This is a genomic window from Streptomyces sp. NPDC107654, assembly GCF_055639035.1.
In genome coordinates, this window is record NZ_JBVKBI010000015.1 from 170,022 (window position 1) to 195,139 (window position 25,118).

At 68.4% G+C, this 25,118-nt stretch carries 17 protein-coding genes and 1 tRNA gene; 17 read left to right on the top strand and 1 reads right to left on the bottom strand.

Annotated elements, in window-relative coordinates; all coding sequences use genetic code 11:
* Positions 1 to 70: 70 nt before the first annotated feature.
* From ACZ7N4_RS25705 to ACZ7N4_RS25780, 16 genes are all read left to right on the top strand, one after another.
* A tRNA-Trp gene (locus ACZ7N4_RS25705) sits at positions 71 to 143 on the top strand.
* Positions 144 to 249: 106 nt separating this feature from the next.
* Positions 250 to 537 carry a preprotein translocase subunit SecE gene (gene secE / locus ACZ7N4_RS25710; protein ID WP_471361884.1) on the top strand — a complete coding sequence of 96 codons (288 nt, stop codon included), beginning with the start codon at positions 250 to 252 and terminating at the stop codon, positions 535 to 537.
* A gap of 80 nt (positions 538 to 617) precedes the next feature.
* Complete coding sequence (nusG, locus tag ACZ7N4_RS25715; protein ID WP_471361887.1) at positions 618 to 1,493, top strand: transcription termination/antitermination protein NusG; 876 nt, start codon at positions 618 to 620, stop codon at positions 1,491 to 1,493.
* A gap of 80 nt (positions 1,494 to 1,573) precedes the next feature.
* The gene (locus ACZ7N4_RS25720) at positions 1,574 to 1,981 is read left to right on the top strand and encodes a hypothetical protein (protein WP_471361889.1); all 408 of its coding nucleotides are present in this window, start codon (positions 1,574 to 1,576) and stop codon (positions 1,979 to 1,981) included.
* A 133-nt stretch (positions 1,982 to 2,114) separates the two neighbouring features.
* Positions 2,115 to 2,549 carry a 50S ribosomal protein L11 gene (gene rplK / locus ACZ7N4_RS25725; RefSeq protein WP_055493153.1) on the top strand — a complete coding sequence of 145 codons (435 nt, stop codon included), beginning with the start codon at positions 2,115 to 2,117 and terminating at the stop codon, positions 2,547 to 2,549.
* Between the two features lie 108 nt (positions 2,550 to 2,657).
* Positions 2,658 to 3,383, top strand: coding sequence for a 50S ribosomal protein L1 (gene rplA / locus ACZ7N4_RS25730; RefSeq protein WP_471361892.1), 726 nt, complete (start codon positions 2,658 to 2,660; stop codon positions 3,381 to 3,383).
* Between the two features lie 165 nt (positions 3,384 to 3,548).
* On the top strand, positions 3,549 to 4,463 hold the full coding sequence (locus ACZ7N4_RS25735) for an SCO4651 family lipoprotein (RefSeq protein ID WP_471361894.1): 915 nt from the start codon (positions 3,549 to 3,551) through the stop codon (positions 4,461 to 4,463).
* Between the two features lie 1,406 nt (positions 4,464 to 5,869).
* Positions 5,870 to 6,400 carry a 50S ribosomal protein L10 gene (gene rplJ / locus ACZ7N4_RS25740; protein WP_014674354.1) on the top strand — a complete coding sequence of 177 codons (531 nt, stop codon included), beginning with the start codon at positions 5,870 to 5,872 and terminating at the stop codon, positions 6,398 to 6,400.
* A 111-nt stretch (positions 6,401 to 6,511) separates the two neighbouring features.
* Positions 6,512 to 6,901, top strand: coding sequence for a 50S ribosomal protein L7/L12 (gene rplL / locus ACZ7N4_RS25745; protein ID WP_471361897.1), 390 nt, complete (start codon positions 6,512 to 6,514; stop codon positions 6,899 to 6,901).
* Positions 6,902 to 7,449: 548 nt separating this feature from the next.
* The gene (gene rpoB / locus ACZ7N4_RS25750; RefSeq protein ID WP_471361900.1) at positions 7,450 to 10,935 is read left to right on the top strand and encodes a DNA-directed RNA polymerase subunit beta; all 3,486 of its coding nucleotides are present in this window, start codon (positions 7,450 to 7,452) and stop codon (positions 10,933 to 10,935) included.
* Between the two features lie 97 nt (positions 10,936 to 11,032).
* Entirely contained in the window at positions 11,033 to 14,932 is a 3,900-nt protein-coding gene (locus ACZ7N4_RS25755; RefSeq protein ID WP_471361902.1) for a DNA-directed RNA polymerase subunit beta', read from the top strand.
* A gap of 741 nt (positions 14,933 to 15,673) precedes the next feature.
* Positions 15,674 to 16,045 (top strand): 30S ribosomal protein S12, encoded by a 372-nt coding sequence (rpsL, locus tag ACZ7N4_RS25760; protein ID WP_003948652.1) that lies wholly within the window; start codon positions 15,674 to 15,676, stop codon positions 16,043 to 16,045.
* 2 nt (positions 16,046 to 16,047) lie between these two features.
* The gene (rpsG, locus tag ACZ7N4_RS25765) at positions 16,048 to 16,518 is read left to right on the top strand and encodes a 30S ribosomal protein S7 (RefSeq protein ID WP_003998848.1); all 471 of its coding nucleotides are present in this window, start codon (positions 16,048 to 16,050) and stop codon (positions 16,516 to 16,518) included.
* A gap of 39 nt (positions 16,519 to 16,557) precedes the next feature.
* Positions 16,558 to 18,684 (top strand): elongation factor G, encoded by a 2,127-nt coding sequence (fusA, locus tag ACZ7N4_RS25770; protein WP_471361905.1) that lies wholly within the window; start codon positions 16,558 to 16,560, stop codon positions 18,682 to 18,684.
* 156 nt (positions 18,685 to 18,840) lie between these two features.
* On the top strand, positions 18,841 to 20,034 hold the full coding sequence (tuf, locus tag ACZ7N4_RS25775) for an elongation factor Tu (RefSeq protein ID WP_014674366.1): 1,194 nt from the start codon (positions 18,841 to 18,843) through the stop codon (positions 20,032 to 20,034).
* Between the two features lie 207 nt (positions 20,035 to 20,241).
* Positions 20,242 to 23,298, top strand: a complete 3,057-nt coding sequence (locus tag ACZ7N4_RS25780; protein ID WP_471361909.1) for a glycosyl hydrolase 115 family protein — start codon at positions 20,242 to 20,244, stop codon at positions 23,296 to 23,298.
* A 120-nt stretch (positions 23,299 to 23,418) separates the two neighbouring features.
* Here ACZ7N4_RS25780 and ACZ7N4_RS25785 read toward each other — a convergent pair whose 3' ends face one another.
* Positions 23,419 to 24,288 carry a helix-turn-helix domain-containing protein gene (locus ACZ7N4_RS25785; protein ID WP_471361911.1) on the bottom strand — a complete coding sequence of 290 codons (870 nt, stop codon included), beginning with the start codon at positions 24,286 to 24,288 and terminating at the stop codon, positions 23,419 to 23,421.
* A gap of 441 nt (positions 24,289 to 24,729) precedes the next feature.
* Here ACZ7N4_RS25785 and ACZ7N4_RS25790 point away from each other — a divergent pair, with 441 nt between their 5' ends.
* Complete coding sequence (locus tag ACZ7N4_RS25790; protein ID WP_471361914.1) at positions 24,730 to 24,855, top strand: hypothetical protein; 126 nt, start codon at positions 24,730 to 24,732, stop codon at positions 24,853 to 24,855.
* The last annotated feature ends 263 nt before the right edge of the window (positions 24,856 to 25,118 follow it).

Consider the following 25,118-nt stretch of genomic DNA (forward strand, 5'->3'; position numbering starts at 1 on the left):
CTCCAGCGGCCGCCGCGCAACCGGTGCACACCGAGCACCCGGTCGGATGCGGTACGTTGGGGACACACAAAGGGTCGTAGCTCAATTGGTAGAGCACCGGTCTCCAAAACCGGCGGTTGGGGGTTCAAGTCCCTCCGGCCCTGCTACACACACCGCCAGGATGTGTGCGCATGTACGTACAGCATTGCACCGCCGTGCGGCTCAGGAACCGGGCGCGGCACGGCCACGACCCGGGATCAGGTGAGGATAATGACGGACGCCGTGGGCTCCATCGACACGCCTGACGCCCAGGACGAGGTGCCCGAGTCCCAGAAGAAGGTCCGCAAGGGCGGCAAGCGCGCCAAGAAGGGCCCGCTGAAGCGTCTCGCCACCTTCTACCGCCAGGTCATCGCGGAACTCCGCAAGGTCGTCTGGCCCACACGCAACCAGCTGACGTCGTACACCACCGTGGTGATCTTCTTCGTCGCCATCATGATCGCCCTGGTGACCGTGATTGACTATGGGCTCGACCACGCGGCCAAGTACGTCTTCGGCTGAGCCAAGAGCGAAGGGCGCCGTGGCACCGGCGCCCGTTTTCGCATGTTCCACCCCTATGTATCCAGGAAGAAGCAGCCATCGTGTCTGACCCGAACCTGAACGACGACGCCACCGAGCCCCGCGGGCTGGCTGCCGAGACGGCGGACGACGAGCTCGACATCGTCGAGGGCGCGGACGAGCAGGACGAGTTCGAGGCTGCCGAGGCCGAGGCGGGGGAGCCGGCCGAGGAGGCCGCCCTGCACGCCGAGGGCGAGGACGAGGACGAAGAGGCCGGCGAGGACGCCGGGGCCGACGAGGACACCGCCGTCGAGGAGGCCGCCGAGGAGCCGGCCGCCCCGGTGGACCCGATCCAGGCCCTCCGCGAGGAACTGCGCACCCTGCCCGGCGAGTGGTACGTCATCCACACCTACGCCGGCTACGAGAACCGCGTGAAGACCAACCTGGAGCAGCGCGCCGTCTCGCTGAACGTCGAGGACTACATCTTCCAGGCCGAGGTGCCGCAGGAAGAGGTCGTCCAGATCAAGAACGGCGACCGCAAGACGATCAAGCAGAACAAGCTGCCGGGTTACGTGCTGGTCCGCATGGACCTCACCAACGAGTCCTGGGGCGTCGTCCGCAACACCCCGGGCGTCACCGGCTTCGTCGGCAACGCCTACGACCCGTACCCGCTGACCCTGGACGAGATCGTCAAGATGCTCGCCCCGGAGGCCGAGGAGAAGGCCGCCCGCGAGGCCGCCGAGGCCGAGGGCAAGCCCGCCCCGCAGCGCAAGGTCGAGGTCCAGGTCCTGGACTTCGAGGTCGGCGACTCGGTCACCGTCACCGACGGCCCGTTCGCCACGCTCCAGGCGACGATCAACGAGATCAACCCCGACTCGAAGAAGGTCAAGGGTCTGGTCGAGATCTTCGGCCGCGAGACGCCGGTCGAGCTGTCCTTCGACCAGATCCAGAAGAACTGAAGCCGTCCCCCGAGAGCGCCCCGCCGGTCAGCACCGCGCCGGGGCGCTCTCGCCGTGTCCGGCCCGCCGCACTCGGCGCCGTGGCCGCCCTGGCGCTGCTCGCGGCGGTGTACGCCGTCTTCCTCCCGGCGGCCTGGCTGCGGACCGGGCTGCGGGGCGCGGAGCCGGCCGAGGCCACCTTCCACGCGGGGACCTGCGTCCTGGGCCGGTGCGGCGTCACCTTCCCGTTGGCGGGCGAGGAGGTCACCGCCGGTCTCCCGCTCGGCACGCGCGCGCGTGGACACGCCGACGGTGACACCGTGGAGGTACGGCACGCGCCGGGCGAGCCGGAGCGGGTCGTGCTCGCCGAGGACACCGGACGCGGGACCGTGGCCGCGCTGCTCGCCGTACCGGGCGGCGCGACCGTGATCACCCTGTTGGCCGCGGCCGCACACGTGCGGCGCGACCGACGGACCGAAGACCCCACCGACCCCGCGAACCCCGCCTGACCAGGGCGATTTCCTCTCTCGTGGTAAGAGCGGCTATCGTGGTGCGGTATGCCATCTGTGTGATCTTGCCCCCATGGGTGCAGGTCCTAGGCACGGATGGCAGTCAACCTCTCAGTAAGGACCCGGAGAGAGCATGCCTCCCAAGAAGAAGAAGGTCACGGGGCTCATCAAGCTCCAGATCCAGGCCGGCGCCGCCAACCCGGCTCCGCCGGTCGGCCCGGCGCTGGGTCAGCACGGCGTCAACATCATGGAGTTCTGCAAGGCCTACAACGCCGCGACCGAGTCGCAGCGCGGTTGGGTCATCCCGGTGGAGATCACGGTCTACGAGGACCGCTCCTTCACCTTCATCACCAAGACGCCGCCGGCCGCGAAGATGATCCTCAAGGCCGCGGGTGTCGAGAAGGGCTCCGGCGAGCCGCACAAGACCAAGGTCGCCAAGATCACCGAGGCGCAGGTCCGCGAGATCGCCCAGACCAAGATGCCCGACCTCAACGCCAACGACCTGGACGCCGCGGCGAAGATCATCGCCGGTACCGCGCGCTCCATGGGCGTCACGGTCGAGGGCTGACCTCAACCCACTCGTAGTCATGCGGCTGCCCGCGAAACGTAGCCGCACGTGGCAGGGCCTGCTCGGCCCAAGGACCACGACTCCTTTCAGAACACACAGGAGCAAGTTGTGAGCAAGCGCAGCAAGGCTCTCCGCGCTGCGGACGCCAAGATCGACCGGGAGAAGCTCTACGCCCCGCTCGAAGCCGTCCGTCTCGCCAAGGAGACCTCCACGACCAAGTTCGACGCCACCGTCGAGGTCGCCTTCCGTCTGGGTGTCGACCCGCGCAAGGCCGACCAGATGGTCCGTGGCACCGTGAACCTTCCGCACGGCACCGGTAAGACCGCCCGGGTCCTGGTCTTCGCGACCGGCGACCGTGCCGAGGCCGCGCGTGCCGCGGGCGCCGACATCGTCGGCGCCGACGAGCTGATCGACGAGGTCTCGAAGGGCCGTCTGGACTTCGACGCCGTCGTCGCGACCCCGGACCTCATGGGCAAGGTCGGCCGCCTCGGCCGCGTCCTCGGCCCGCGTGGTCTGATGCCGAACCCGAAGACCGGCACCGTCACCCCCGACGTCGCCAAGGCCGTCACCGACATCAAGGGCGGCAAGATCGAGTTCCGCGTCGACAAGCACTCGAACCTGCACTTCATCATCGGCAAGTCGTCCTTCGACGACGCCAAGCTGGTGGAGAACTACGGCGCCGCGCTGGAGGAGATCCTCCGTCTGAAGCCGTCCGCCGCCAAGGGTCGCTACATCAAGAAGGCCGCCATCACCACCACGATGGGCCCCGGCATTCCGGTCGACCCGAACCGCACTCGCAACCTCCTGGTCGAGGAGGACCCGGCCGCCGTCTGAGCCTGAGGCTCTGCCGGTAGCCGCGTCAGCGACGCGTAAAGAACAGGGCGGGCCCTGGAACCTCCGAGGTTCCGGGCCCGTCCTTTCTTTGTACGACCTTTCGTACGACTGTCAGTGGCCTGGGTTACGGTGCAGGCACAGGACACGCAATTGGGGTGGGAGCAGATGAACAGCACGACCGCGCGTCGCACGGCCCTTTCCATCGCGGTGGTGGCCGCGCTGACCGGAGTGGCCGCCTGCGGCTCCTCCGACTCGGACAAGGGCGGTGACAAGGCGGCCGGCAAGACCATGACCCACGTGAGCCCCATAGCCGCCCTGCGCTCCGCCGAGAAGTCCACCGACAAGGCCGACTCGGCCAAGGTGCGCTCCACGACCTCCGTCGGCGAAGTGATGGCGATGACCGCGAACGGCGCCCTTACTTGGGGCGACGGCCTCAAGGGCAACCTCACCATCACGTACACCGGCGGCAAGATGGCCGAGCTGATGAAGCAGGCCGGCACCTCCTCCATGGAGGCCCGGTATCTGCCGGACGCCTACTACGCGCACATGAGCGACGCGTACGCCCAGCAGGCGGGCGGCGGCAAGCACTGGATCAAGTACTCCTACGACGACCTCGCCAAGCTCGGCGGCGCCTCCGGGTCGTACATGAAGGACCAGCTCCAGAACTCCACGCCGAACCAGTCCGTGAAGCTGCTGCTGGCCTCCGGCGACGTCAAGAAGGTCGGCGAGGAGACGGTCTCCGGCGCCCACACCACGCACTACTCGGGCAAGGTCGACATCGCCGACCTCGCCGAGAAGTCCAGCGACCTCAGCGCCGACCAGATGTCCGCCCTGAAGAAGCAGCTCACCCAGGCCGGCGTCACCACCGAGACCGTCGACGTCTGGATCAACGACCAGGACCTGCTGGTCAAGAAGACCGAGAAGGCCGACACGGCCAACGGCGCCATGACCAACACGACGCTCTACAGCGACTACGGAGTGAAGGTCACCGCCGAGGCGCCCCCGGCGAGCGACACCAAGGACTTCGGGGACATGATGAAGTCCGGCGGACTGGCGGGCGGCACCGGCACCACCTCCTGATCCGTCCGCAGCGGTCACCCTGACCGACGGCTCTCCAGGCCCCCTCGGAAGCGCTCAGCGCCCCCGAGGGGGCCCGGCTGTCCGTCTGGGGCCAGGACCGGCGGCAAGCAGCCCTTACCCCGGTCGGCGGGCCCGCGTCGCTCCGATGGGCGGGCCGACGTCTCCCAGTCGGCGGGCCTGCGTTGCCCCGGTGGGCGGGCCGACGTCTCCCAGGTCGGCGGGCCGGCGTCGCCCCGGTGGGCGGGCTCCGCTGCCTTGGTCGGAAGCCGATGCTGCCCGCTCGGAGGGCTTGCGTCGTCCCGGCCGGTAGGCCTGCGTTGCCTCGGCCGGCAGGCTCCCGTCGCCCGGGCCGGTAGACCTGCGTTGCCCCCGATCGGCAGGCTCCCGCTGCCTAGGCCGGGAGGCTGCGCTGCTCCGGTCGGCAGGTCTCCGTCGCTCCAGTCGGAAGGCGCGCGTTGCCACGGTCGACAAGTTCCCGTCGCCCAGACGGGCAGGTCCCCGCTGCCTTGGCTGGAAGACTTGCGTCGTCCCGGCCGGTAGGCCTGCGTTGCCCCGGTCGGTAGGCCTGCGTCGCCTCGGTTGACAGCTCCCGTCGCCCAGACCGGCAGACCCCCGTCGCCCCGGTCGGCAGGCCCGCGCTGCCTCGATCGGCGACCCGCGCTGCCTCGATCGGCAGGCCTGCGTTGCCTCGGCCCGACAGGGGCCCGTCGCCCGGTTCGGCAGGCCTGCGTTGCCCGGGTCGGCAGACCTGCGTTGCCCCGGCTGGCAGGCTCCCGTCGCCCCGATCGACAGGCCCCCGTCGCCCCGGTCGGCAGACCCGCGCTGCCTCGATCGGCAGGCCCGCGCTGCCTCGATCGGTAGACCTGCGTTGCCTCGGCCCGACAGGCTCCCGTAGCCCAGACCGGCAGGTCCCCGCTGCCTAGGCCGGAAGACTCGCGTCGTCCCGGCCGGCAGACCAGCGTTGCCCCGGCCGGCAGGCCCCCGTAGCCCAGACCGGCAGGCCCCTGCTGCCCAGGCCGGAAGACTTGTGCTGCCCCGGCCGGTAGGCCTGCGTCGCCCGAGTCGGCAGACCCGTGCTGCCCCGATCGGCAGACCCCCGTTGCCCCAGTCGGACCGGGTCCAAACGGTCGATTTGCTCGATCGAGCCTGCGTCCCGTAGTCTCTTCGAGAAGCCAAAGACCGCTGGTCGTTGCCGTGCGCTCGAACGAGGGTGCGGTGGCCGAAGGATCCGCTGAAAAGTGGGCGACCCGCGCAGGTGACTGTGGAAGAACTCCCGGAGTGCGCGCGCCGAGCGCGTGTGCGGCCGGTCGAGTCCGCCCCGAGCGCCTGCGCCGGGGCGTTTCGTTTTACCCAGTCCTCCTTCGGGTCCGCGCGGTCCGAATCACCCGGAAGGAGGCCGAGGCTCTATGGCGAGGCCCGACAAGGCTGCCGCGGTTGCGGAGCTGACGGACAAGTTCCGCAGCTCCAACGCCGCCGTGCTGACCGAGTACCGCGGTCTCACCGTGGCGCAGCTCAAGACGCTGCGCCGGTCGCTCGGTGAGAACGCCCAGTACGCCGTGGTGAAGAACACGCTGACCAAGATTGCGGCCAAGGAGGCCGGGATCACGCTGGAGGACCAGCTCTTCGCTGGCCCGACGGCCGTCGCCTTCGTCACCGGTGACCCGGTGGAGTCGGCGAAGGGTCTGCGTGACTTCGCCAAGGACAACCCCAATCTCGTCATCAAGGGCGGTGTCCTGGAGGGCAAGGCCCTCTCCGCCGACGAGATCAAGAAGCTTGCGGACCTCGAGTCCCGCGAGGTTCTGCTCAGCAAGCTGGCCGGTGCCTTCAAGGCGAAGCAGTCCCAGGCTGCCTCCGTCTTCCAGGCGCTGCCGTCGAAGCTCGTCCGCACCGTGGACGCGCTGCGCGCCAAGCAGGCCGAGCAGGGCGGTGCCGAGTAATTCGGCTCGCTTTCTGACCCGCACCGTCGGCGCGGGTCGCAGCGGGCCGACGTACGCCCGCCTTACCCAGTACATCCGGCACCTGCCGATTTGAGTGGAAGGACCGCCATCATGGCGAAGCTCAGCCAGGAAGACCTGCTCGCCCAGTTCGAGGAGATGACCCTCATCGAGCTCTCCGAGTTCGTGAAGGCCTTCGAGGAGAAGTTCGACGTCACCGCCGCCGCTGCCGCGCCGGTCGTCGTCGCCGGTGGTGCCGCTGGTGGCGCCGCTGCCGAGACCGAGGAGGAGAAGGACGAGTTCGACGTCATCCTCACCGGTGCCGGCGACAAGAAGATCCAGGTCATCAAGGTCGTGCGTGAGCTGACCTCCCTGGGTCTGAAGGAGGCCAAGGACCTCGTGGACGGCACCCCGAAGCCGGTCCTGGAGAAGGTCAACAAGGAGGCCGCGGACAAGGCCGCCGAGGCCCTCAAGGGCGCCGGCGCGTCCGTCGAGGTCAAGTAAGACCTTCGCGACCGTGGAAACGGCCCGCTAGGGCTGTAACGCGAACGCACCGAAGGGCGATCATCCATCCGGGTGGTCGCCCTTCGGCGTTCCCCGGGGCCCGGCGAGGGCTGCCTTGCACCTGTGTTCGTGGGGGGTAAGGTGATCTTCGTCGTGTCTCCGGATGACCCGGTTCCGGCAAGGAACCCTTGACGAACCGCACGCAGCGCGCAATTCTCAGGACGCGTCGTCACAAGGATCCGAATCCGAGGCATGGATCCACGACGAAGAGGGCAGTATCACCGTGCGTTGAGGGCAGGATGCCGAGGGCGTTGACAAGGGCGTTGAGGACAACGAGGGTCTTCGAAAACCCGCACTGGACATCAGTGTGCCAAGTGGCTACACTGACCCTTTGCGCTGCCTGTTAGCTGTCCCCTGCCCGTCACCAGGGGTCTGCCCTCACTTGAGCACAGTCGACCGAGCCCCCCTGACCTGGGGCTTCCGTCCCTGTGTACGGGAGAGGGACCGGTACGCGCGTAGTGAGTCCGAGCCCTCGGAAGGACCCCCTCTTGGCCGCCTCGCGCACTGCCTCGACCGCGAATACGAACAACGGCGCCAGCACCGCCCCGCTGCGCATCTCCTTTGCAAAGATCAAGGAGCCCCTCGAGGTTCCGAACCTGCTCGCGCTGCAGACCGAGAGCTTTGACTGGCTGCTCGGCAACACCGCCTGGCAGACTCGGGTCGAGGAGGCCCTTGAGAACGGTCAGGACGTCCCCACCAAGTCCGGTCTGGAGGAGATCTTCGAGGAGATCTCCCCGATCGAGGACTTCTCCGGGTCGATGTCGCTGACGTTCCGGGACCACCGCTTCGAGCCGCCGAAGAACTCGATCGACGAGTGCAAGGAGCGCGACTTCACGTACGCCGCCCCGCTCTTCGTCACCGCCGAGTTCACCAACAACGAGACCGGTGAGATCAAGTCCCAGACCGTCTTCATGGGCGACTTCCCGCTCATGACGAACAAGGGCACTTTCGTCATCAACGGCACCGAGCGTGTCGTGGTGTCGCAGCTGGTCCGTTCCCCCGGTGTCTACTTCGACTCCTCCATCGACAAGACGTCCGACAAGGACATTTTCTCCGCCAAGATCATCCCGTCCCGGGGTGCCTGGCTGGAGATGGAGATCGACAAGCGCGACATGGTCGGTGTCCGTATCGACCGCAAGCGCAAGCAGTCGGTCACCGTGCTGCTGAAGGCGCTCGGCTGGACGACCGAGCAGATCCTTGAGGAGTTCGGCGAGTACGAGTCGATGCGCGCCACCCTGGAGAAGGACCACACCCAGGGCCAGGACGACGCGCTGCTCGACATCTACCGCAAGCTGCGTCCGGGCGAGCCCCCCACGCGTGAGGCCGCGCAGACGCTGCTGGAGAACCTCTACTTCAACCCGAAGCGCTACGACCTGGCCAAGGTCGGCCGCTACAAGGTCAACAAGAAGCTGGGTACGGACACCCCGCTGGACGCGGGCATCCTGACCGTCGAGGACATCATCGCGACGATCAAGTACCTGGTGAAGCTGCACGCCGGCGAGACCGAGACCAGCGGTGACAACGGCGAGACGGTCGTCGTCGAGACCGACGACATCGACCACTTCGGCAACCGGCGCCTGCGCAGCGTCGGCGAGCTGATCCAGAACCAGGTCCGCACGGGTCTGGCGCGTATGGAGCGTGTCGTCCGCGAGCGGATGACCACCCAGGACGTCGAGGCGATCACGCCGCAGACCCTGATCAACATCCGGCCGGTCGTCGCCTCCATCAAGGAGTTCTTCGGCACCAGCCAGCTGTCGCAGTTCATGGACCAGAACAACCCGCTGTCGGGTCTCACCCACAAGCGCCGTCTGTCGGCTCTTGGCCCGGGTGGTCTCTCCCGTGAGCGGGCCGGCTTCGAGGTCCGTGACGTGCACCCGTCGCACTACGGCCGCATGTGCCCGATCGAGACCCCTGAAGGCCCGAACATCGGTCTGATCGGCTCGCTCGCCTCCTACGGCCGGGTCAACGCGTTCGGTTTCGTCGAGACCCCGTACCGCAAGGTCATCGACGGCCAGGTCACCGACGAGGTCGACTACCTGACCGCCGACGAGGAGGACCGCTTCGTCATCGCGCAGGCCAACGCGCCGCTGACGAACGACCTCCGGTTCGAGGAGAGCCGCGTGCTCGTCCGCCGTCGTGGCGGCGAGGTCGACTACGTCGGCCCCGAGGACGTGGACTACATGGACGTCTCGCCGCGCCAGATGGTGTCGGTCGCGACCGCCATGATCCCCTTCCTCGAGCACGACGACGCCAACCGTGCCCTCATGGGCGCGAACATGATGCGCCAGGCCGTTCCGCTGATTAAGTCGGAGGCCCCGCTCGTCGGTACCGGCATGGAGTACCGCTCCGCCGTCGACGCCGGCGACGTCGTCAAGGCCGAGAAGGCCGGTGTGGTCCAGGAGGTCTCCGCGGACTACATCACCACCGCCAACGACGACGGCACGTACATCACGTACCGCCTGGCCAAGTTCGCCCGCTCCAACCAGGGCACCTCGGTCAACCAGAAGGTCATCGTCAACGAGGGCGACCGCGTCATCGAGGGCCAGGTCCTCGCCGACGGCCCGGCCACCCAGAACGGCGAGATGGCCCTCGGCAAGAACCTGCTCGTGGCGTTCATGCCGTGGGAGGGTCACAACTACGAGGACGCGATCATCCTGTCGCAGCGCCTCGTGCAGGACGACGTCCTCTCCTCGATCCACATCGAGGAGCACGAGGTCGACGCCCGTGACACCAAGCTCGGCCCCGAGGAGATCACCCGGGACATCCCGAACGTCTCCGAGGAGGTCCTCGCCGACCTCGACGAGCGCGGCATCATCCGTATCGGTGCCGAGGTCATCGCCGGTGACATCCTCGTCGGCAAGGTCACCCCGAAGGGTGAGACCGAGCTGACGCCCGAGGAGCGCCTGCTGCGCGCGATCTTCGGTGAGAAGGCCCGTGAGGTCCGTGACACCTCGCTGAAGGTGCCGCACGGCGAGACCGGCAAGGTCATCGGCGTGCGCGTCTTCGACCGCGAGGAGGGCGACGAGCTGCCGCCGGGCGTGAACCAGCTGGTCCGCGTCTACGTCGCGCAGAAGCGCAAGATCACCGACGGTGACAAGCTCGCCGGCCGTCACGGCAACAAGGGTGTCATCTCGAAGATCCTGCCGATCGAGGACATGCCGTTCCTGGAGGACGGCACCCCGGTCGACATCATCCTCAACCCGCTGGGTGTGCCGTCCCGAATGAACCCGGGACAGGTGCTGGAGATCCACCTCGGCTGGCTCGCCAGCCGCGGCTGGGACGTCTCCGGCCTGGCGGACGAGTGGGCCCAGCGTCTGCAGGTCATCGGCGCCGACCAGGTCGCCCCCGGCACCAACGTCGCCACCCCGGTGTTCGACGGTGCGCGCGAGGACGAGCTGGCGGGTCTGCTGCAGCACACCATCCCGAACCGCGACGGCGAGCGCATGGTGCTCCCGACCGGTAAGGCGCGGCTGTTCGACGGCCGTAGCGGTGAGCCGTTCCCGGACCCGATCTCGGTCGGCTACATGTACATCCTCAAGCTGCACCACCTGGTCGACGACAAGCTGCACGCCCGTTCGACCGGTCCGTACTCGATGATCACCCAGCAGCCGCTGGGTGGTAAGGCCCAGTTCGGTGGCCAGCGGTTCGGTGAGATGGAGGTGTGGGCCCTCGAGGCCTACGGCGCCGCGTACGCCCTCCAGGAGCTGCTGACCATCAAGTCCGACGACGTCACCGGCCGCGTGAAGGTCTACGAGGCCATCGTCAAGGGCGAGAACATCCCTGAGCCCGGCATTCCCGAGTCCTTCAAGGTGCTCATCAAGGAAATGCAGTCCCTGTGCCTCAACGTGGAGGTGCTGTCCTCGGACGGCATGTCCATCGAGATGCGCGACACCGACGAGGACGTCTTCCGCGCTGCGGAGGAGCTCGGTATCGACCTGTCCCGGCGCGAGCCGAGCAGCGTCGAAGAGGTCTGACGGGAGTCCGGCGGGGCCCTCACCCACAGGGCCCCGCCGACCCCCAGGCCCCCGTTTCAGACCACAGACTTTCGACCCTGAGAGGGATTGACGCATAGTGCTCGACGTCAACTTCTTCGACGAGCTCCGGATCGGCCTGGCCACCGCTGACGACATCCGTCAGTGGAGCCACGGCGAGGTCAAGAAGCCCGAGACCATCAACTACCGCACCCTGAAGCCCGAAAAGGACGGACTCTTCTGCGAGAAGATCTTCGGTCCGACCCGGGACTGGGAGTGCTACTGCGGCAAGTACAAGCGCGTCCGCTTCAAGGGCATCATCTGCGAGCGCTGTGGCGTCGAGGTCACGCGCGCCAAGGTGCGCCGTGAGCGGATGGGCCACATCGAGCTGGCCGCGCCCGTCACCCACATCTGGTACTTCAAGGGTGTGCCGTCGCGTCTCGGCTACCTGCTGGACCTGGCGCCGAAGGACCTGGAGAAGGTCATCTACTTCGCCGCGTACATGATCACGTACGTGGACGAGGAGCGTCGTACCCGCGACCTGCCCTCCCTGGAGGCGCACGTCTCGGTCGAGCGGCAGCAGATCGAGAACCGCCGGGACGCCGACCTGGAGGCCCGCGCCAAGAAGCTCGAGTCCGACCTGGCCGAGCTGGAGGCCGAGGGCGCCAAGGCCGACGTGCGCCGCAAGGTGCGCGAGGGTGCCGAGCGCGAGATGAAGCAGCTGCGCGACCGCGCGCAGCGCGAGATCGACCGCCTCGACGAGGTGTGGAGCCGGTTCAAGAACCTCAAGGTCCAGGACCTGGAGGGCGACGAGCTGCTCTACCGCGAGCTGCGTGACCGCTTCGGCACGTACTTCGACGGCTCGATGGGTGCCGCGGCGCTGCAGAAGCGCCTGGAGTCCTTCGACCTCGAGGAGGAGGCCGAGCGTCTCCGCGAGATCATCCGCACCGGCAAGGGCCAGAAGAAGACCCGTGCCCTGAAGCGGCTGAAGGTCGTCTCCGCGTTCCTGCAGACCTCCAACAGCCCCAAGGGCATGGTCCTGGACTGCGTCCCGGTCATCCCGCCGGACCTGCGTCCGATGGTGCAGCTGGACGGTGGCCGCTTCGCGACCTCCGACCTGAACGACCTGTACCGCCGTGTCATCAACCGCAACAACCGTCTGAAGCGGCTCCTGGACCTCGGTGCCCCGGAGATCATCGTCAACAACGAGAAGCGCATGCTTCAGGAGGCTGTTGACGCCCTCTTCGACAACGGTCGTCGCGGCCGTCCGGTGACCGGCCCCGGTAACCGCCCGCTGAAGTCCCTCAGCGACATGCTGAAGGGCAAGCAGGGTCGATTCCGTCAGAACCTGCTCGGCAAGCGTGTCGACTACTCGGCGCGTTCCGTCATCGTCGTCGGCCCGCAGCTGAAGCTGCACCAGTGCGGTCTGCCCAAGGCGATGGCCCTGGAGCTGTTCAAGCCGTTCGTGATGAAGCGTCTGGTCGACCTGAACCACGCGCAGAACATCAAGAGCGCCAAGCGCATGGTGGAGCGCGGCCGTACCGTCGTGTACGACGTCCTCGAAGAGGTCATCGCCGAGCACCCGGTTCTGCTGAACCGTGCTCCCACCCTGCACCGCCTCGGCATCCAGGCCTTCGAGCCGCAGCTGGTCGAGGGCAAGGCCATCCAGATCCACCCGCTCGTCTGCACCGCGTTCAACGCGGACTTCGACGGTGACCAGATGGCCGTGCACCTGCCGCTGTCCGCGGAGGCGCAGGCCGAGGCCCGCATCCTGATGCTGTCCTCGAACAACATCCTCAAGCCCGCCGACGGCCGTCCGGTGACGATGCCGACCCAGGACATGGTCCTCGGTCTGTTCTTCCTCACCACCGACGGCGAGCTGCGTGACACCAAGGGCGAGGGCCGCGCGTTCGGCTCCACGGCCGAGGCGATCATGGCGTTCGACGCCGGCGAGCTCGCGCTGCAGTCGCCGATCGACATCCGCTTCCCGGTGGGCACCATCCCGCCGCGCGGCTGGACCCCGCCGGCGCGCGAGGAGGGCGAGCCCGAGTGGCAGCAGGGTGACTCGTTCCGCCTGCGCACCACCCTGGGCCGCGCGCTCTTCAACGAGCTGCTGCCCGAGGACTACCCGTTCGTCGACTACTCGGTGGGCAAGAAGCAGCTCTCCGAGATCGTCAACGACCTGGCCGAGCGCTACCCCAAGGTCATCGTGGCGGCGACGCTCGACAACCTGAAGGCGGCCGGCTTCTACTGGGCGACCCGTTCCGGTGTCACCGTGGCCATCTCCGACGTCGTCGTTCCCGAGGCGAAGAAGGAGATCGTCAAGGGCTACGAGGCGCAGGACGAGAAGGTCCAGAAGCAGTACGAGCGCGGTCTGATCACCAAGGAAGAGCGCACTCAGGAGCTCATCGCGATCTGGACCAAGGCGACCAACGAGGTCGCCGAGGCGATGAACGAGAACTTCCCCAAGACCAACCCCATCTTCATGATGGTTGACTCGGGTGCCCGAGGAAACATGATGCAGATGCGGCAGATCGCCGGTATGCGTGGTCTGGTGTCGAACGCGAAGAACGAGACGATCCCGCGGCCCATCAAGGCCTCGTTCCGTGAGGGTCTGTCCGTGCTGGAGTACTTCATCTCCACGCACGGTGCCCGTAAGGGTCTGGCGGACACCGCTCTGCGTACCGCCGACTCGGGTTACCTCACCCGTCGTCTGGTCGACGTCTCGCAGGACGTCATCATCCGCGAGGAGGACTGCGGCACCGACCGTGGCCTCAAGCTGCGGATCGCCGACCGCGGCGCCGACGGCGTGCTGCGCAAGGCGGAGGACGTCGAGACGTCCGTGTACGCGCGCTGCCTCGCCGAGGACATCGTGGTCGACGGCCAGGTGCTGGCCCCGGCCGGCACCGACCTGGGCGACGTCCTCATCGAGGAGCTCGTCGGCCGTGGCGTCGAGGAGGTCAAGACCCGCTCGGTCCTGACCTGCGAGTCCGCCGTCGGTACCTGCGCGATGTGCTACGGCCGTTCGCTGGCCACCGGCAAGCTGGTCGACATCGGCGAGGCGGTCGGCATCATCGCCGCCCAGTCCATCGGTGAGCCCGGTACCCAGCTGACGATGCGTACCTTCCACACCGGTGGTGTGGCCGGTGACGACATCACCCAGGGTCTGCCCCGTGTCGTCGAGCTCTTCGAGGCCCGTACCCCGAAGGGTGTCGCCCCGATCTCCGAGGCCTCCGGCCGCGTGCGGATCGAGGAGACCGAGAAGACCAAGAAGATCGTCGTCACCCCGGACGACGGCAGCGACGAGACGGCGTACCCGATCTCGAAGCGTGCCAAGGTCCTGGTCCGCGAGGGCGACCACGTCGAGGTGGGCCAGCAGCTCACCGTGGGTGCCACCAACCCGCACGACGTGCTGCGCATCCTGGGTCAGCGTGCCGTCCAGGTCCACCTGGTCGGCGAGGTCCAGAAGGTCTACAACTCGCAGGGTGTGTCGATCCACGACAAGCACATCGAGATCATCATCCGGCAGATGCTGCGCCGCGTGACGATCATCGAGTCCGGCGATGCCGAGCTGCTGCCCGGCGAGCTGGTCGAGCGCTCCCGCTTCGAGCAGGAGAACCGTCGTGTGGTCCAGGAGGGCGGTCACCCGGCGTCCGGTCGTCCGCAGCTGATGGGTATCACCAAGGCCTCGCTGGCGACGGAATCCTGGCTGTCGGCCGCCTCCTTCCAGGAGACGACCCGAGTCCTGACGGACGCGGCGATCAACGCCAAGTCCGACAGCCTCATCGGCCTGAAGGAGAACGTCATCATCGGTAAGCTCATCCCGGCCGGTACGGGTCTGTCCCGCTACCGCAACATCCGGGTCGAGCCGACCGAGGAGGCCAAGGCCGCGATGTACTCGGCCGTCGGCTACGACGACATCGACTACTCGCCGTTCGGCACGGGCTCCGGCCAGGCCGTTCCGCTGGAGGACTACGACTACGGTCCGTACAACCAGTAAGGCGTACGTCCGCCGAAGGGCGGTCACCCTCCGGGGTGGCCGCCCTTCGGCGTTGTCCGGGAGCAGCGCGCCGATGGCCGGCCACGCCCGGTCGCCTCGGGGGACCGCCGCCGTCCCGGAGCTCGGTGCGGGTGCAGCCTCGGACGGACGGCGCACAGGGCCAGGGCGGCCCGTCACGGCCCCCGTCAGGGCCGGCACGAAGGCCAGCGGCGGGCCCGCCGGGGAAGGGATCGGGACGGCCGGGCACAGGGCCGGGACGCGATGTACGCCCGCTTCCTCCGTGAACGTCGACGGGGACGAGCGCGGGAGCGGCGGCTCGGGGCGGCCGGAAGGCCGCTGCGGCGCGGGCACGGCCCTCGGAGGGGTCCGTGTGCCACCGGACCCGTGCGCGGGCCGCTCCGCCCGGCTGAGGCGGTGCGGGAGGCCCCGCCGGCCGCCGCCGTTCTCCGAATCGAAGATCACATAGGGTACGGCGACTTGACATGCTCCGCAGCCCAGGGCCTCCGAACCCCATTTGTTTTGACCACAGCGAATGAGGTAGGTACGCTCAGACCTTGTGCCTGGGGTGTGCCCTGGCCCTCGTGCGTGCCTGCAAACCGCACTCGGGCCGAGAGCGGCCACCGTAATTCGCGCCCTTCCCGCCTTGCGGCGGGAGTCTGGCGGATTCGACACACCCGACCGCGTGGGTCGGCGACGTTCCAGGTTAGCTGTACCCATCGGCACACAGAAACCGGAGAAGTAGTGCCTACGATCCAGCAGCTGGTCCGGAAGGGCCGGCAGGACAAGGTCGAGAAGAACAAGACGCCCGCACTCGAGGGTTCGCCCCAGCGTCGCGGCGTCTGCACGCGTGTGTTCACGACCACCCCGAAGAAGCCGAACTCGGCCCTCCGCAAGGTCGCGCGTGTGCGTCTGACCAGCGGCATCGAGGTCACCGCTTACATTCCGGGTGAGGGACACAACCTGCAGGAGCACTCCATCGTGCTCGTGCGCGGCGGCCGTGTGAAGGACCTGCCGGGTGTTCGCTACAAGATCATCCGCGGTTCGCTCGACACCCAGGGTGTCAAGAACCGCAAGCAGGCTCGCAGCCGTTACGGCGCCAAGAAGGAGAAGTAAGAATGCCTCGTAAGGGCCCCGCCCCGAAGCGCCCGGTCATCATCGACCCGGTCTACGGTTCTCCTCTGGTGACCTCCCTGATCAACAAGGTGCTGCTGAACGGCAAGCGCTCCACCGCCGAGCGCATCGTCTACGGCGCCATGGAGGGCCTGCGCGAGAAGACCGGCAACGACCCGGTCATCACGCTCAAGCGCGCTCTTGAGAACATCAAGCCGACCCTCGAGGTCAAGTCCCGCCGTGTCGGTGGCGCCACCTACCAGGTGCCGGTCGAGGTCAAGCCCGGCCGCGCCAACACCCTGGCGCTGCGCTGGCTGGTCGGTTACTCCCGCGCCCGTCGCGAGAAGACCATGACCGAGCGTCTCCTCAACGAGCTTCTCGACGCCTCGAACGGCCTCGGTGCGGCCGTGAAGAAGCGCGAGGACACCCACAAGATGGCCGAGTCCAACAAGGCCTTCGCGCACTACCGCTGGTAGTCGCTACCCACATCGAGACCGAGAGAAGACTGAAGCCTTATGGCTACCACTTCACTTGACCTGGCCAAGGTGCGCAACATCGGCATCATGGCCCACATCGACGCGGGCAAGACGACCACCACCGAGCGGATCCTGTTCTACACCGGTGTGTCCTACAAGATCGGTGAGGTCCACGACGGCGCTGCCACCATGGACTGGATGGAGCAGGAGCAGGAGCGTGGCATCACGATCACCTCTGCTGCCACCACCTGTCACTGGCCGCTGGAGAACGTCGACCACACCATCAACATCATCGACACCCCGGGTCACGTCGACTTCACCGTCGAGGTGGAGCGCTCCCTGCGCGTGCTCGACGGTGCCGTGACGGTGTTCGACGGCGTCGCCGGCGTGGAGCCCCAGTCCGAGACGGTGTGGCGTCAGGCGGACCGCTACGGCGTTCCGCGTATCTGCTTCGTCAACAAGCTCGACCGCACGGGCGCCGAGTTCCACCGCTGCGTGGACATGATCACGGACCGCCTGGGCGCGCAGCCGATCGTCATGCAGCTCCCGATCGGTGCCGAGGCCGACTTCAAGGGCGTCGTGGACCTGGTCCGCATGAAGGCGCTCGTGTGGTCCGCCGAGGCCACCAAGGGCGAGATGTACGACACCGTCGACATCCCGGACACCCACACCGAGGCTGCCGAGGAATGGCGCGGCAAGCTGCTCGAGGCCGTGGCCGAGAACGACGAAGAGATCATGGAGCTGTACCTGGAGGGCCAGGAGCCTTCCGAGGAGCAGCTGTACGCCGCGATCCGTCGTATCACCATCGCGTCCGGCAAGGGCACCGGCACCACCGTGACCCCGGTGTTCTGCGGTACCGCGTTCAAGAACAAGGGCGTCCAGCCCCTGCTCGACGCGGTCGTGCGCTACCTGCCCTCCCCCGTTGACATCGAGGCCATCGAGGGCCACGCGGTCAACAACCCGGAGGAGGTCATCCGCCGCAAGCCGTCCGACGACGAGCCGCTGTCCGCGCTGGCGTTCAAGATCATGAGCGACCCGCACCTCGGCAAGCTCACCTTCGTCCGGGTCTACTCGGGCCGCCTGGAGTCCGGCACCTCGGTGCTGAACTCCGTCAAGGGCAAGAAGGAGCGCATCGGCAAGATCTACCGCATGCACGCCAACAAGCGTGAGGAGATCGACTCGGTGGGCGCCGGCGACATCGTCGCCGTCATGGGCCTGAAGCAGACCACCACCGGTGAGACGCTGGCCGACGACAAGAACCCGGTCATCCTGGAGTCCATGGACTTCCCGGCGCCGGTCATCCAGGTCGCCATCGAGCCCAAGTCGAAGGGCGACCAGGAGAAGCTGGGCGTCGCGATCCAGCGCCTGGCCGAGGAGGACCCGTCCTTCCAGGTCCACTCGGACGAGGAGACCGGCCAGACCATCATCGGTGGTATGGGCGAGCTGCACCTCGAGGTGCTGGTCGACCGTATGCGCCGTGAGTTCAAGGTCGAGGCCAACGTCGGCAAGCCGCAGGTGGCGTACCGCGAGACGATCCGCAAGGCCGTCGAGCGCGTCGACTACACCCACAAGAAGCAGACCGGTGGTACCGGTCAGTTCGCGAAGGTGCAGATCGGCATCGAGCCGCTCGAGGGTGGCGACACCTCGTACGAGTTCGTGAACAAGGTGACCGGTGGCCGTATCCCGAAGGAGTACATCCCTTCGGTGGACGCCGGTGCGCAGGAGGCCATGCAGTTCGGCATCCTCGCCGGCTACGAGATGACCGGTGTCCGTGTCATCCTCCACGACGGTGCCTACCACGAGGTCGACTCCTCCGAGCTCGCCTTCAAGATCGCTGGTTCGCAGGCCTTCAAGGAGGCCGCGCGCAAGGCCAGCCCTGTGCTCCTTGAGCCGATGATGGCCGTCGAGGTCACCACGCCCGAGGACTACATGGGCGAGGTCATCGGCGACATCAACTCCCGCCGTGGCCAGATCCAGGCCATGGAGGAGCGGGCTGGTGCCCGCGTCGTGAAGGGCCTCGTGCCCCTGTCGGAGATGTTCGGCTACGTCGGCGACCTCCGCAGCAAGACGTCGGGTCGCGCAAGCTACTCGATGCAGTTCGACTCCTACGCCGAGGTTCCGCGGAACGTCGCCGAGGAGATCATCGCGAAGGCCAAGGGCGAGTAACGCACCGCGTTCACACGCCGTAGGCTTGACTCCGGAGCCTCCAGGGGCAAACGTCCGCAATCGTGAGCGTTTGCCCCGGGTTCCGGGCCTTTACAGCAAAGATCACCTGGCGCCGATGAAGTAAGGCGTACAGAACCACTCCACAGGAGGACCCCAGTGGCGAAGGCGAAGTTCGAGCGGACTAAGCCGCACGTCAACATCGGCACCATCGGTCACATCGACCACGGTAAGACGACCCTCACGGCCGCCATTACCAAGGTGCTGCACGACGCGTACCCGGACCTGAACGAGGCCACCCCGTTCGACAACATCGACAAGGCGCCCGAGGAGCGTCAGCGCGGTATCACCATCTCCATCGCGCACGTCGAGTACCAGACCGAGGCGCGTCACTACGCCCACGTCGACTGCCCGGGTCACGCGGACTACATCAAGAACATGATCACGGGTGCGGCGCAGATGGACGGCGCCATCCTCGTGGTCGCCGCCACCGACGGCCCGATGCCGCAGACCAAGGAGCACGTGCTCCTGGCCCGCCAGGTCGGCGTTCCGTACATCGTGGTCGCCCTCAACAAGGCCGACATGGTGGACGACGAGGAGATCCTGGAGCTCGTCGAGCTCGAGGTACGTGAGCTCCTCTCCGAGTACGAGTTCCCCGGCGACGACGTTCCGGTCGTCAAGGTCTCCGCGCTCAAGGCCCTCGAGGGCGAGCAGGAGTGGGTGGACTCCGTCCTCAACCTGATGAAGGCCGTCGACGAGTCGATCCCGCAGCCGGAGCGCGACGTCGACAAGCCGTTCCTCATGCCGATCGAGGACGTCTTCACCATCACCGGTCGCGGTACGGTCGTCACCGGCCGTATCGAGCGTGGTGTCCTCAAGGTCAACGAGACCGTCGACATCATCGGCATCAAGACCGAGAAGACCACCACCACGGTCACCGGCATCGAGATGTTCCGCAAGCTGCTCGACGAGGGCCAGGCCGGTGAGAACGTCGGTCTGCTCCTCCGTGGCATCAAGCGCGAGGACGTCGAGCGCGGCCAGGTCATCATCAAGCCGGGCTCGGTCACCCCGCACACCGAGTTCGAGGCGCAGGCCTACATCCTGTCCAAGGACGAGGGTGGCCGCCACACGCCGTTCTTCAACAACTACCGTCCGCAGTTCTACTTCCGCACGACGGACGTGACCGGCGTGGTGACCCTCCCCGAGGGCACCGAGATGGTCATGCCGGGTGACAACACCGAGATGAAGGTGGAGCTCATCCAGCCCGTCGCCATGGAAGAGGGCCTGAAGTTCGCCATCCGTGAGGGTGGCCGCACCGTGGGCGCCGGCCAGGTCACCAAGATCGTCAAGTAAGTTCCCGCTTGCTTGAAGGTCACTGCCTGACCTCAGGAGAGGCCCGTACGACGCAAGTCGTACGGGCCTCTTCGCATGTCCGCACCCTTCCTCGAAACTATTCGGCGCTTCCGACCCGTTCCCCCCACCGCTCACGCGCCCCACTATTTGTCATGCCGGTGAGCAAATGGCAGTCCGGCAGACGAGGCGGGGAGTGGAGGGCGACGCATGTCCGTGGCGCGCAGAACCGTACTGGGGGCGGGACTCACCGCCGGTCCGGTGCTGACCTCCGGGGGCGGCGCCTGGGCCGGGGGAGCGGACGGCCAGGGCGGCCCCGACAGTCCGGACGGCCCCGTGGTGACCGACCCGGGGGCGTACATCTCGTTCACGGGCGGTGCCTTCTCCCTGGTCGGCGCGCCCGTGGTGGTCAGCCCGCAGGATCACCCCGGAGTCGTACGGGTCGCGGACGACCTCCGGACCGACCTCGCCCGCGTGACCGGCGTCCGTGCGGGCAGCACGGTCGGCCGCTTCCCGGTGCTGCTCGGCACGATCGGCCGCAGCCCGCTGATCGACGGTCTGATCCGCTCCGGCACACTCGACGTCACGGGTGTGCGGGGCAGGTGGGAGACGTCGCTGCAGACCGTCGTGGACCACCCGATGCCCGGCGTGGAGCGGGCGTTCGTCATCGCGGGCAGCGACCCGCGGGGCACGATCTTCGGGGCGTACGACGTCTCGTACGGCATCGGGGTCTCGCCCTGGCACTGGTGGGACGACGTACCGCCGGCCCGCCGCCACCACGTATGGGTGAAGCCGGGCCGCTTCACCCAGGGGACCCCGGTGGTGAAGTACCGGGGGGTCTTCATCAACGACGAGAACCCGGCGCTCGGCACCTGGGCGCCTGCGTACTTCGGCCCGGGGAAGGCACCTGGCCACCCCGGCGGCTTCACCGCGGACTTCTACGCGAAGGTCTTCGAGGTCCTGCTGCGCCTGAAGGGCAACTACCTCTGGCCGGCGGTGTGGGGCCGGGCGTTCGCGGAGGACGACCCGGACAACCACCGACGGGCGGCCGAGTACGGCATCGTCATGGGCACGTCCCACGAGGCGCCCATGATGCGGGGCATCGAGGAGTGGAACCGGCACGCCGGCTCCGGGACCGACCCTTACGGGGGCACGGGCGAATGGTCGTACCGCCGCAACCCGGAGGCGATCCGCGCGTACTGGCGCGCGGGCATCCAGCGCATGGCCGACCAGGGCTTCGAGGGCGTCGTCACCCTCGGCATGCGCGGCAACGGCGACACGAGCCTCCCCGACGGCGACGGCATCGAACTGATGCAGCAGATCATCGCCGACCAGCGCCGCATCATCAAGGAGGTCACCGGCAGGCCGGCCTCCGAGACGCCCCAGGTCTGGACCCTCTACAAGGAGGTCCAGCGCTACTGGGACCGCGGGCTGCGCGCACCGGACGACGTCACCGTGGTCCTCACCGACGACAACTGGGGCAACATCCGCAGGCACCCGGACGGCCCGCGTCCCGGCGGCCACGGTCTCTACTACCACTTCGACTACGTCGGCGCCGGCCGCAACTACAAGTGGGTCGACACCGCCAACCTCAGGAACGTCTGGGACCAGCTCCACCAGGCGCACGCCCACGGCAACCACGGGCTGTGGGTGGCCAACGTCGGCGACCTCAAGGGCAACGAACTGCCCACCGAGTTCTTCCTGTCGTACGCCTGGAACCCCTCCCGTCTGCCGCTCGACCGCCTCACCGCGTGGGAGGAGCGCTACGCCCGCCGGAACTTCGGCGAGGCCCAGGCCAAGGAGATCGCCTCGCTGCTGGCGGAGTACGGCCGACTCCAGGGCCGCCGCAAACCCGAGTTGCTGAACCGCCGGATCACCCTCTCCGGCGACCGGGTCGTGTACGACGACCAGCAGACCCCGTACTACTTCGCGCACCGGGAACTGGAACGGGTCACCGGGGAGTGGCACGAGCTGGGCCGCCGCGCCGAACGCGTCGAGCGGAGACTGCCGGGGGAACTGCGGGACGCCTGGTTCGAACTGGCCGGCTACGCGGTCACCGCGACCGCGAACCTGTACGCGCTGCGGCACGCCGAGTTCACGAACCTGCTCTACGCCGCACAGGGCCGGTCGGCCACGAACGACCGTGCGGCCCGGGCCGAAGCCGCCCTCGCGGCGGACCTCGCCCTGGCCGACCGCTTCGACTCCCGCGTAGCCGACGGCAAATGGAAGGGCTTCCAAACCCAGCCGCACATCGACTACGGGGACGTCGACCGTTACGGCCCGAACGCGGGCTGGCAGCAGCCCGAGAAGGACAACGTCGCCCTGCCGGACGTGCTGTTCCCCGCGGTGCGACGGATCGGGCTGCCGGAGGCGGCCGAGCTGGGCGTGTCCGTGGACGGGGCGGAGGACGCGGGGCAGTGGTGGCCGGGAGGCTCCTCCTCGGCCGCGACCCTGCCGCCGTTCAGCCCTTACCAGACCCGGCCCCGGCAGTACGTGGAGATCTTCAACCGGGGCCGTACGCCCTTCCCCTACGAGGTCTCGGTCCCGGTGCCCTGGCTGCGGGTGGACCGCCCCCGGGGCCGGGTGGACCAGCAGGTCCGCCTGGAGGTGGAGGTGGACTGGTCCCGGGCACCGGCCGGACGCGCGGAGGCGACCCTGACGGTGCACGGCGCGGGGGCCTCGGTCCCGGTCCGCTGTGTGGCGGAACGCCCCTCGGGCGTGCGGGTACGGGGCTTCGTCGAGGCGGGCGGCTACGTGGCGATCGACGCCGAGCACTACGACCGCGCCGTCGGCCGGTGGCGCCGTATCGACGGCATCGGACGGACCGGGGCGGGCATGACCCCCTGGCCGGTGACGTCCCCGAGCCGGACCCCGGGCGGCGACTCACCCCACCTGGAGTACGAGGTGACACTGCTGTCCGCCGCCCCCGAGGTGACCGTGTGGGCCCACCTGTCCCCCCGCAACCCGGCCGTCCCCGGCGTCCCGGGCCTGCGCTACGGCATCTCGCTGGACGACGGTCCGATCCGCACGGTGGACATCACCGCGGGCGCGGACGACGGCGCCCTGAACACGGTCTGGGCCCGCCACACCTCGGACAACATCAACGCGACGGCGACGACGCACTCCGTGTCGAAGCCGGGCGTCCACCGGCTGAAGTTCTGGATGGTGGACCCGACGGTGGTGGTGCAGCGCCTGCTGATCGACACGGGCGGGCTGCCGGAGCTGTACCTGGGGCCGCGGGAGAGCCGGCGGGTGGGTCATCCGTAGAGCGGCAGACCCTCCGTCGGGATCGTCCAGTCGGCGATCGTCACGTCCTCGCCGTAACCGGACGAGCTGCCGGCGCCCGCTCCTCGTCTGTGCCCAGGGGCAGGGACCGTCGCTTTCGTGCTAGGCGGCCGTCCGGGGACCGGTTCGGCAGTCGCGGCAGCGACCCGGTCGTGGGGCGCGGAAGGCGCGGTCGCAGGCGTCGCAGGTCTGGAGGGGGTGCCGGACGGCCGGGGGCGCCTCGGGCGCGCGGTACGGGGGCAGGGGCGGGAGCCCGGCCGTCAGGCGGTGGGCCAGGAGGGCGGCCGGTCGGGTCAGGGGCTCCGTCGGCAGGCCCGAGGTCAGGGCATGCCGTACGGCGGCCGGTGGGAGGTCCCGCTCCAGCCAGGCGGCGACACCGGGGGCGAGGTGCTCGGCGTCGGTGGCCGACAGGAGCAGGCGGGGGTCCGTGCGGCGCAGGCCGGCGAGGACGTCGGCGGCCGCCCGCAGGAGGACGGGGGAGGGGTACGCGGGTGTCGGTACGGCGGGGAGGGCGGCGCGGCGTGCGGGCTTCTGCTGCGCCGCGGTGGCCGCGCGTGGGGTCCGCGGGGCCCCGGACACCTCGTGCCCACGCCCCGGCTGGTTGCAGGAGACCGTGCGGGTGACGAGGCGGCCGCCGGGGACCCGTGCCCGTTCGCGGCGCAGGTAGCCGTGGGCCTCCAGCTCGCGCAGGGCGGCGGCGATACGGGCCGCGCCCTCGGGGAAGCGGGCGGCGAGCGTCTTGATGTCGACGCGGGCGCCGGGCGGCAGTGACTGGATGTGGCAGGCCAGACCGATCGCGAGGAGGGAGAGGTCCGGGTGCTGGGCCAGGTGGTTGCCGATCACCGTGAAACGGGCGGTGTGGCGGGTGTGCTCGTGGACGAGCCCGCCGCCGTGACGGCCCCGGTTCGGGTGGTTGTCGGCGATAACGGGGGACGGGGGGCGCGGGGTCGCGCTAGGGTCTTCAACATCCATCGGGAAGTTGGAGCCTTCCTCGGTGGTCAGGCCCTCGCTTGGGATCGCTAGTCCCGGCGAGGGCCGACGCATGTGTGGGTTCGTGTCGCGCCGAGCGTAAGGCAGACAACCCCTCCTGGATCCAGCCCAGTTGGGTGCATTCACCCTCGCGGGTGAGTGTGCGCCGTGGGCGGGAGGGGTGGGGCTTGGCGGGGTTCTTTCACCCTGTCGTTTCTTGGGGAAAGACCGCCCGTGGCACCGGAGCACGGGGGGCCGGGTTCCGGTGCGTGCCGTCGGGGTGGCGTTGCTCGCGTTCCCGGTCGTCGGCAGACCGGCGGGGCTCCTTTTTTCGCGCCCGGTGACGCCACCGTCACCGCCGGCCCCGTCCCCCTCCGTCGGACCGCCTCCGACGACCAGGCCGAGCGCCGGGCTCCGGGCCACTCCAGCCGGACACACGTCCCCATGGCGAACGGAGTTCTCTCGCTCGCGGCGCGCAGTAGCGCCGACGGGGCCGTGGCCCGGCCGGCCCCCTCGGCCGACGGCACCCTCCGGGTCGCGGTGACCGACCCCACGGCTGCGCCGGTGTGAGGGCACGGAACGCCCGCACCGGTTTGACCTACGTCACCTTCGGGGTAATCTCTTCGGCTCGATTGGCGGAGGGCCTGCCCCATATGGCAGACTGTCCGAGTTGCTCGGTCGAGTGTTGATGCTGCGCGCCTCCCGCCGGGAGGACCGGAAGCGAGTCCCACAGTACTCGTCGTCCTAACTGCCTTCGGGCAGCACTGGGGCGGACGTACGGGAATCTTCCGGGAAGTGTGAGCGCGGCACCGGCCAGGCGCCCGGTGGGCCTA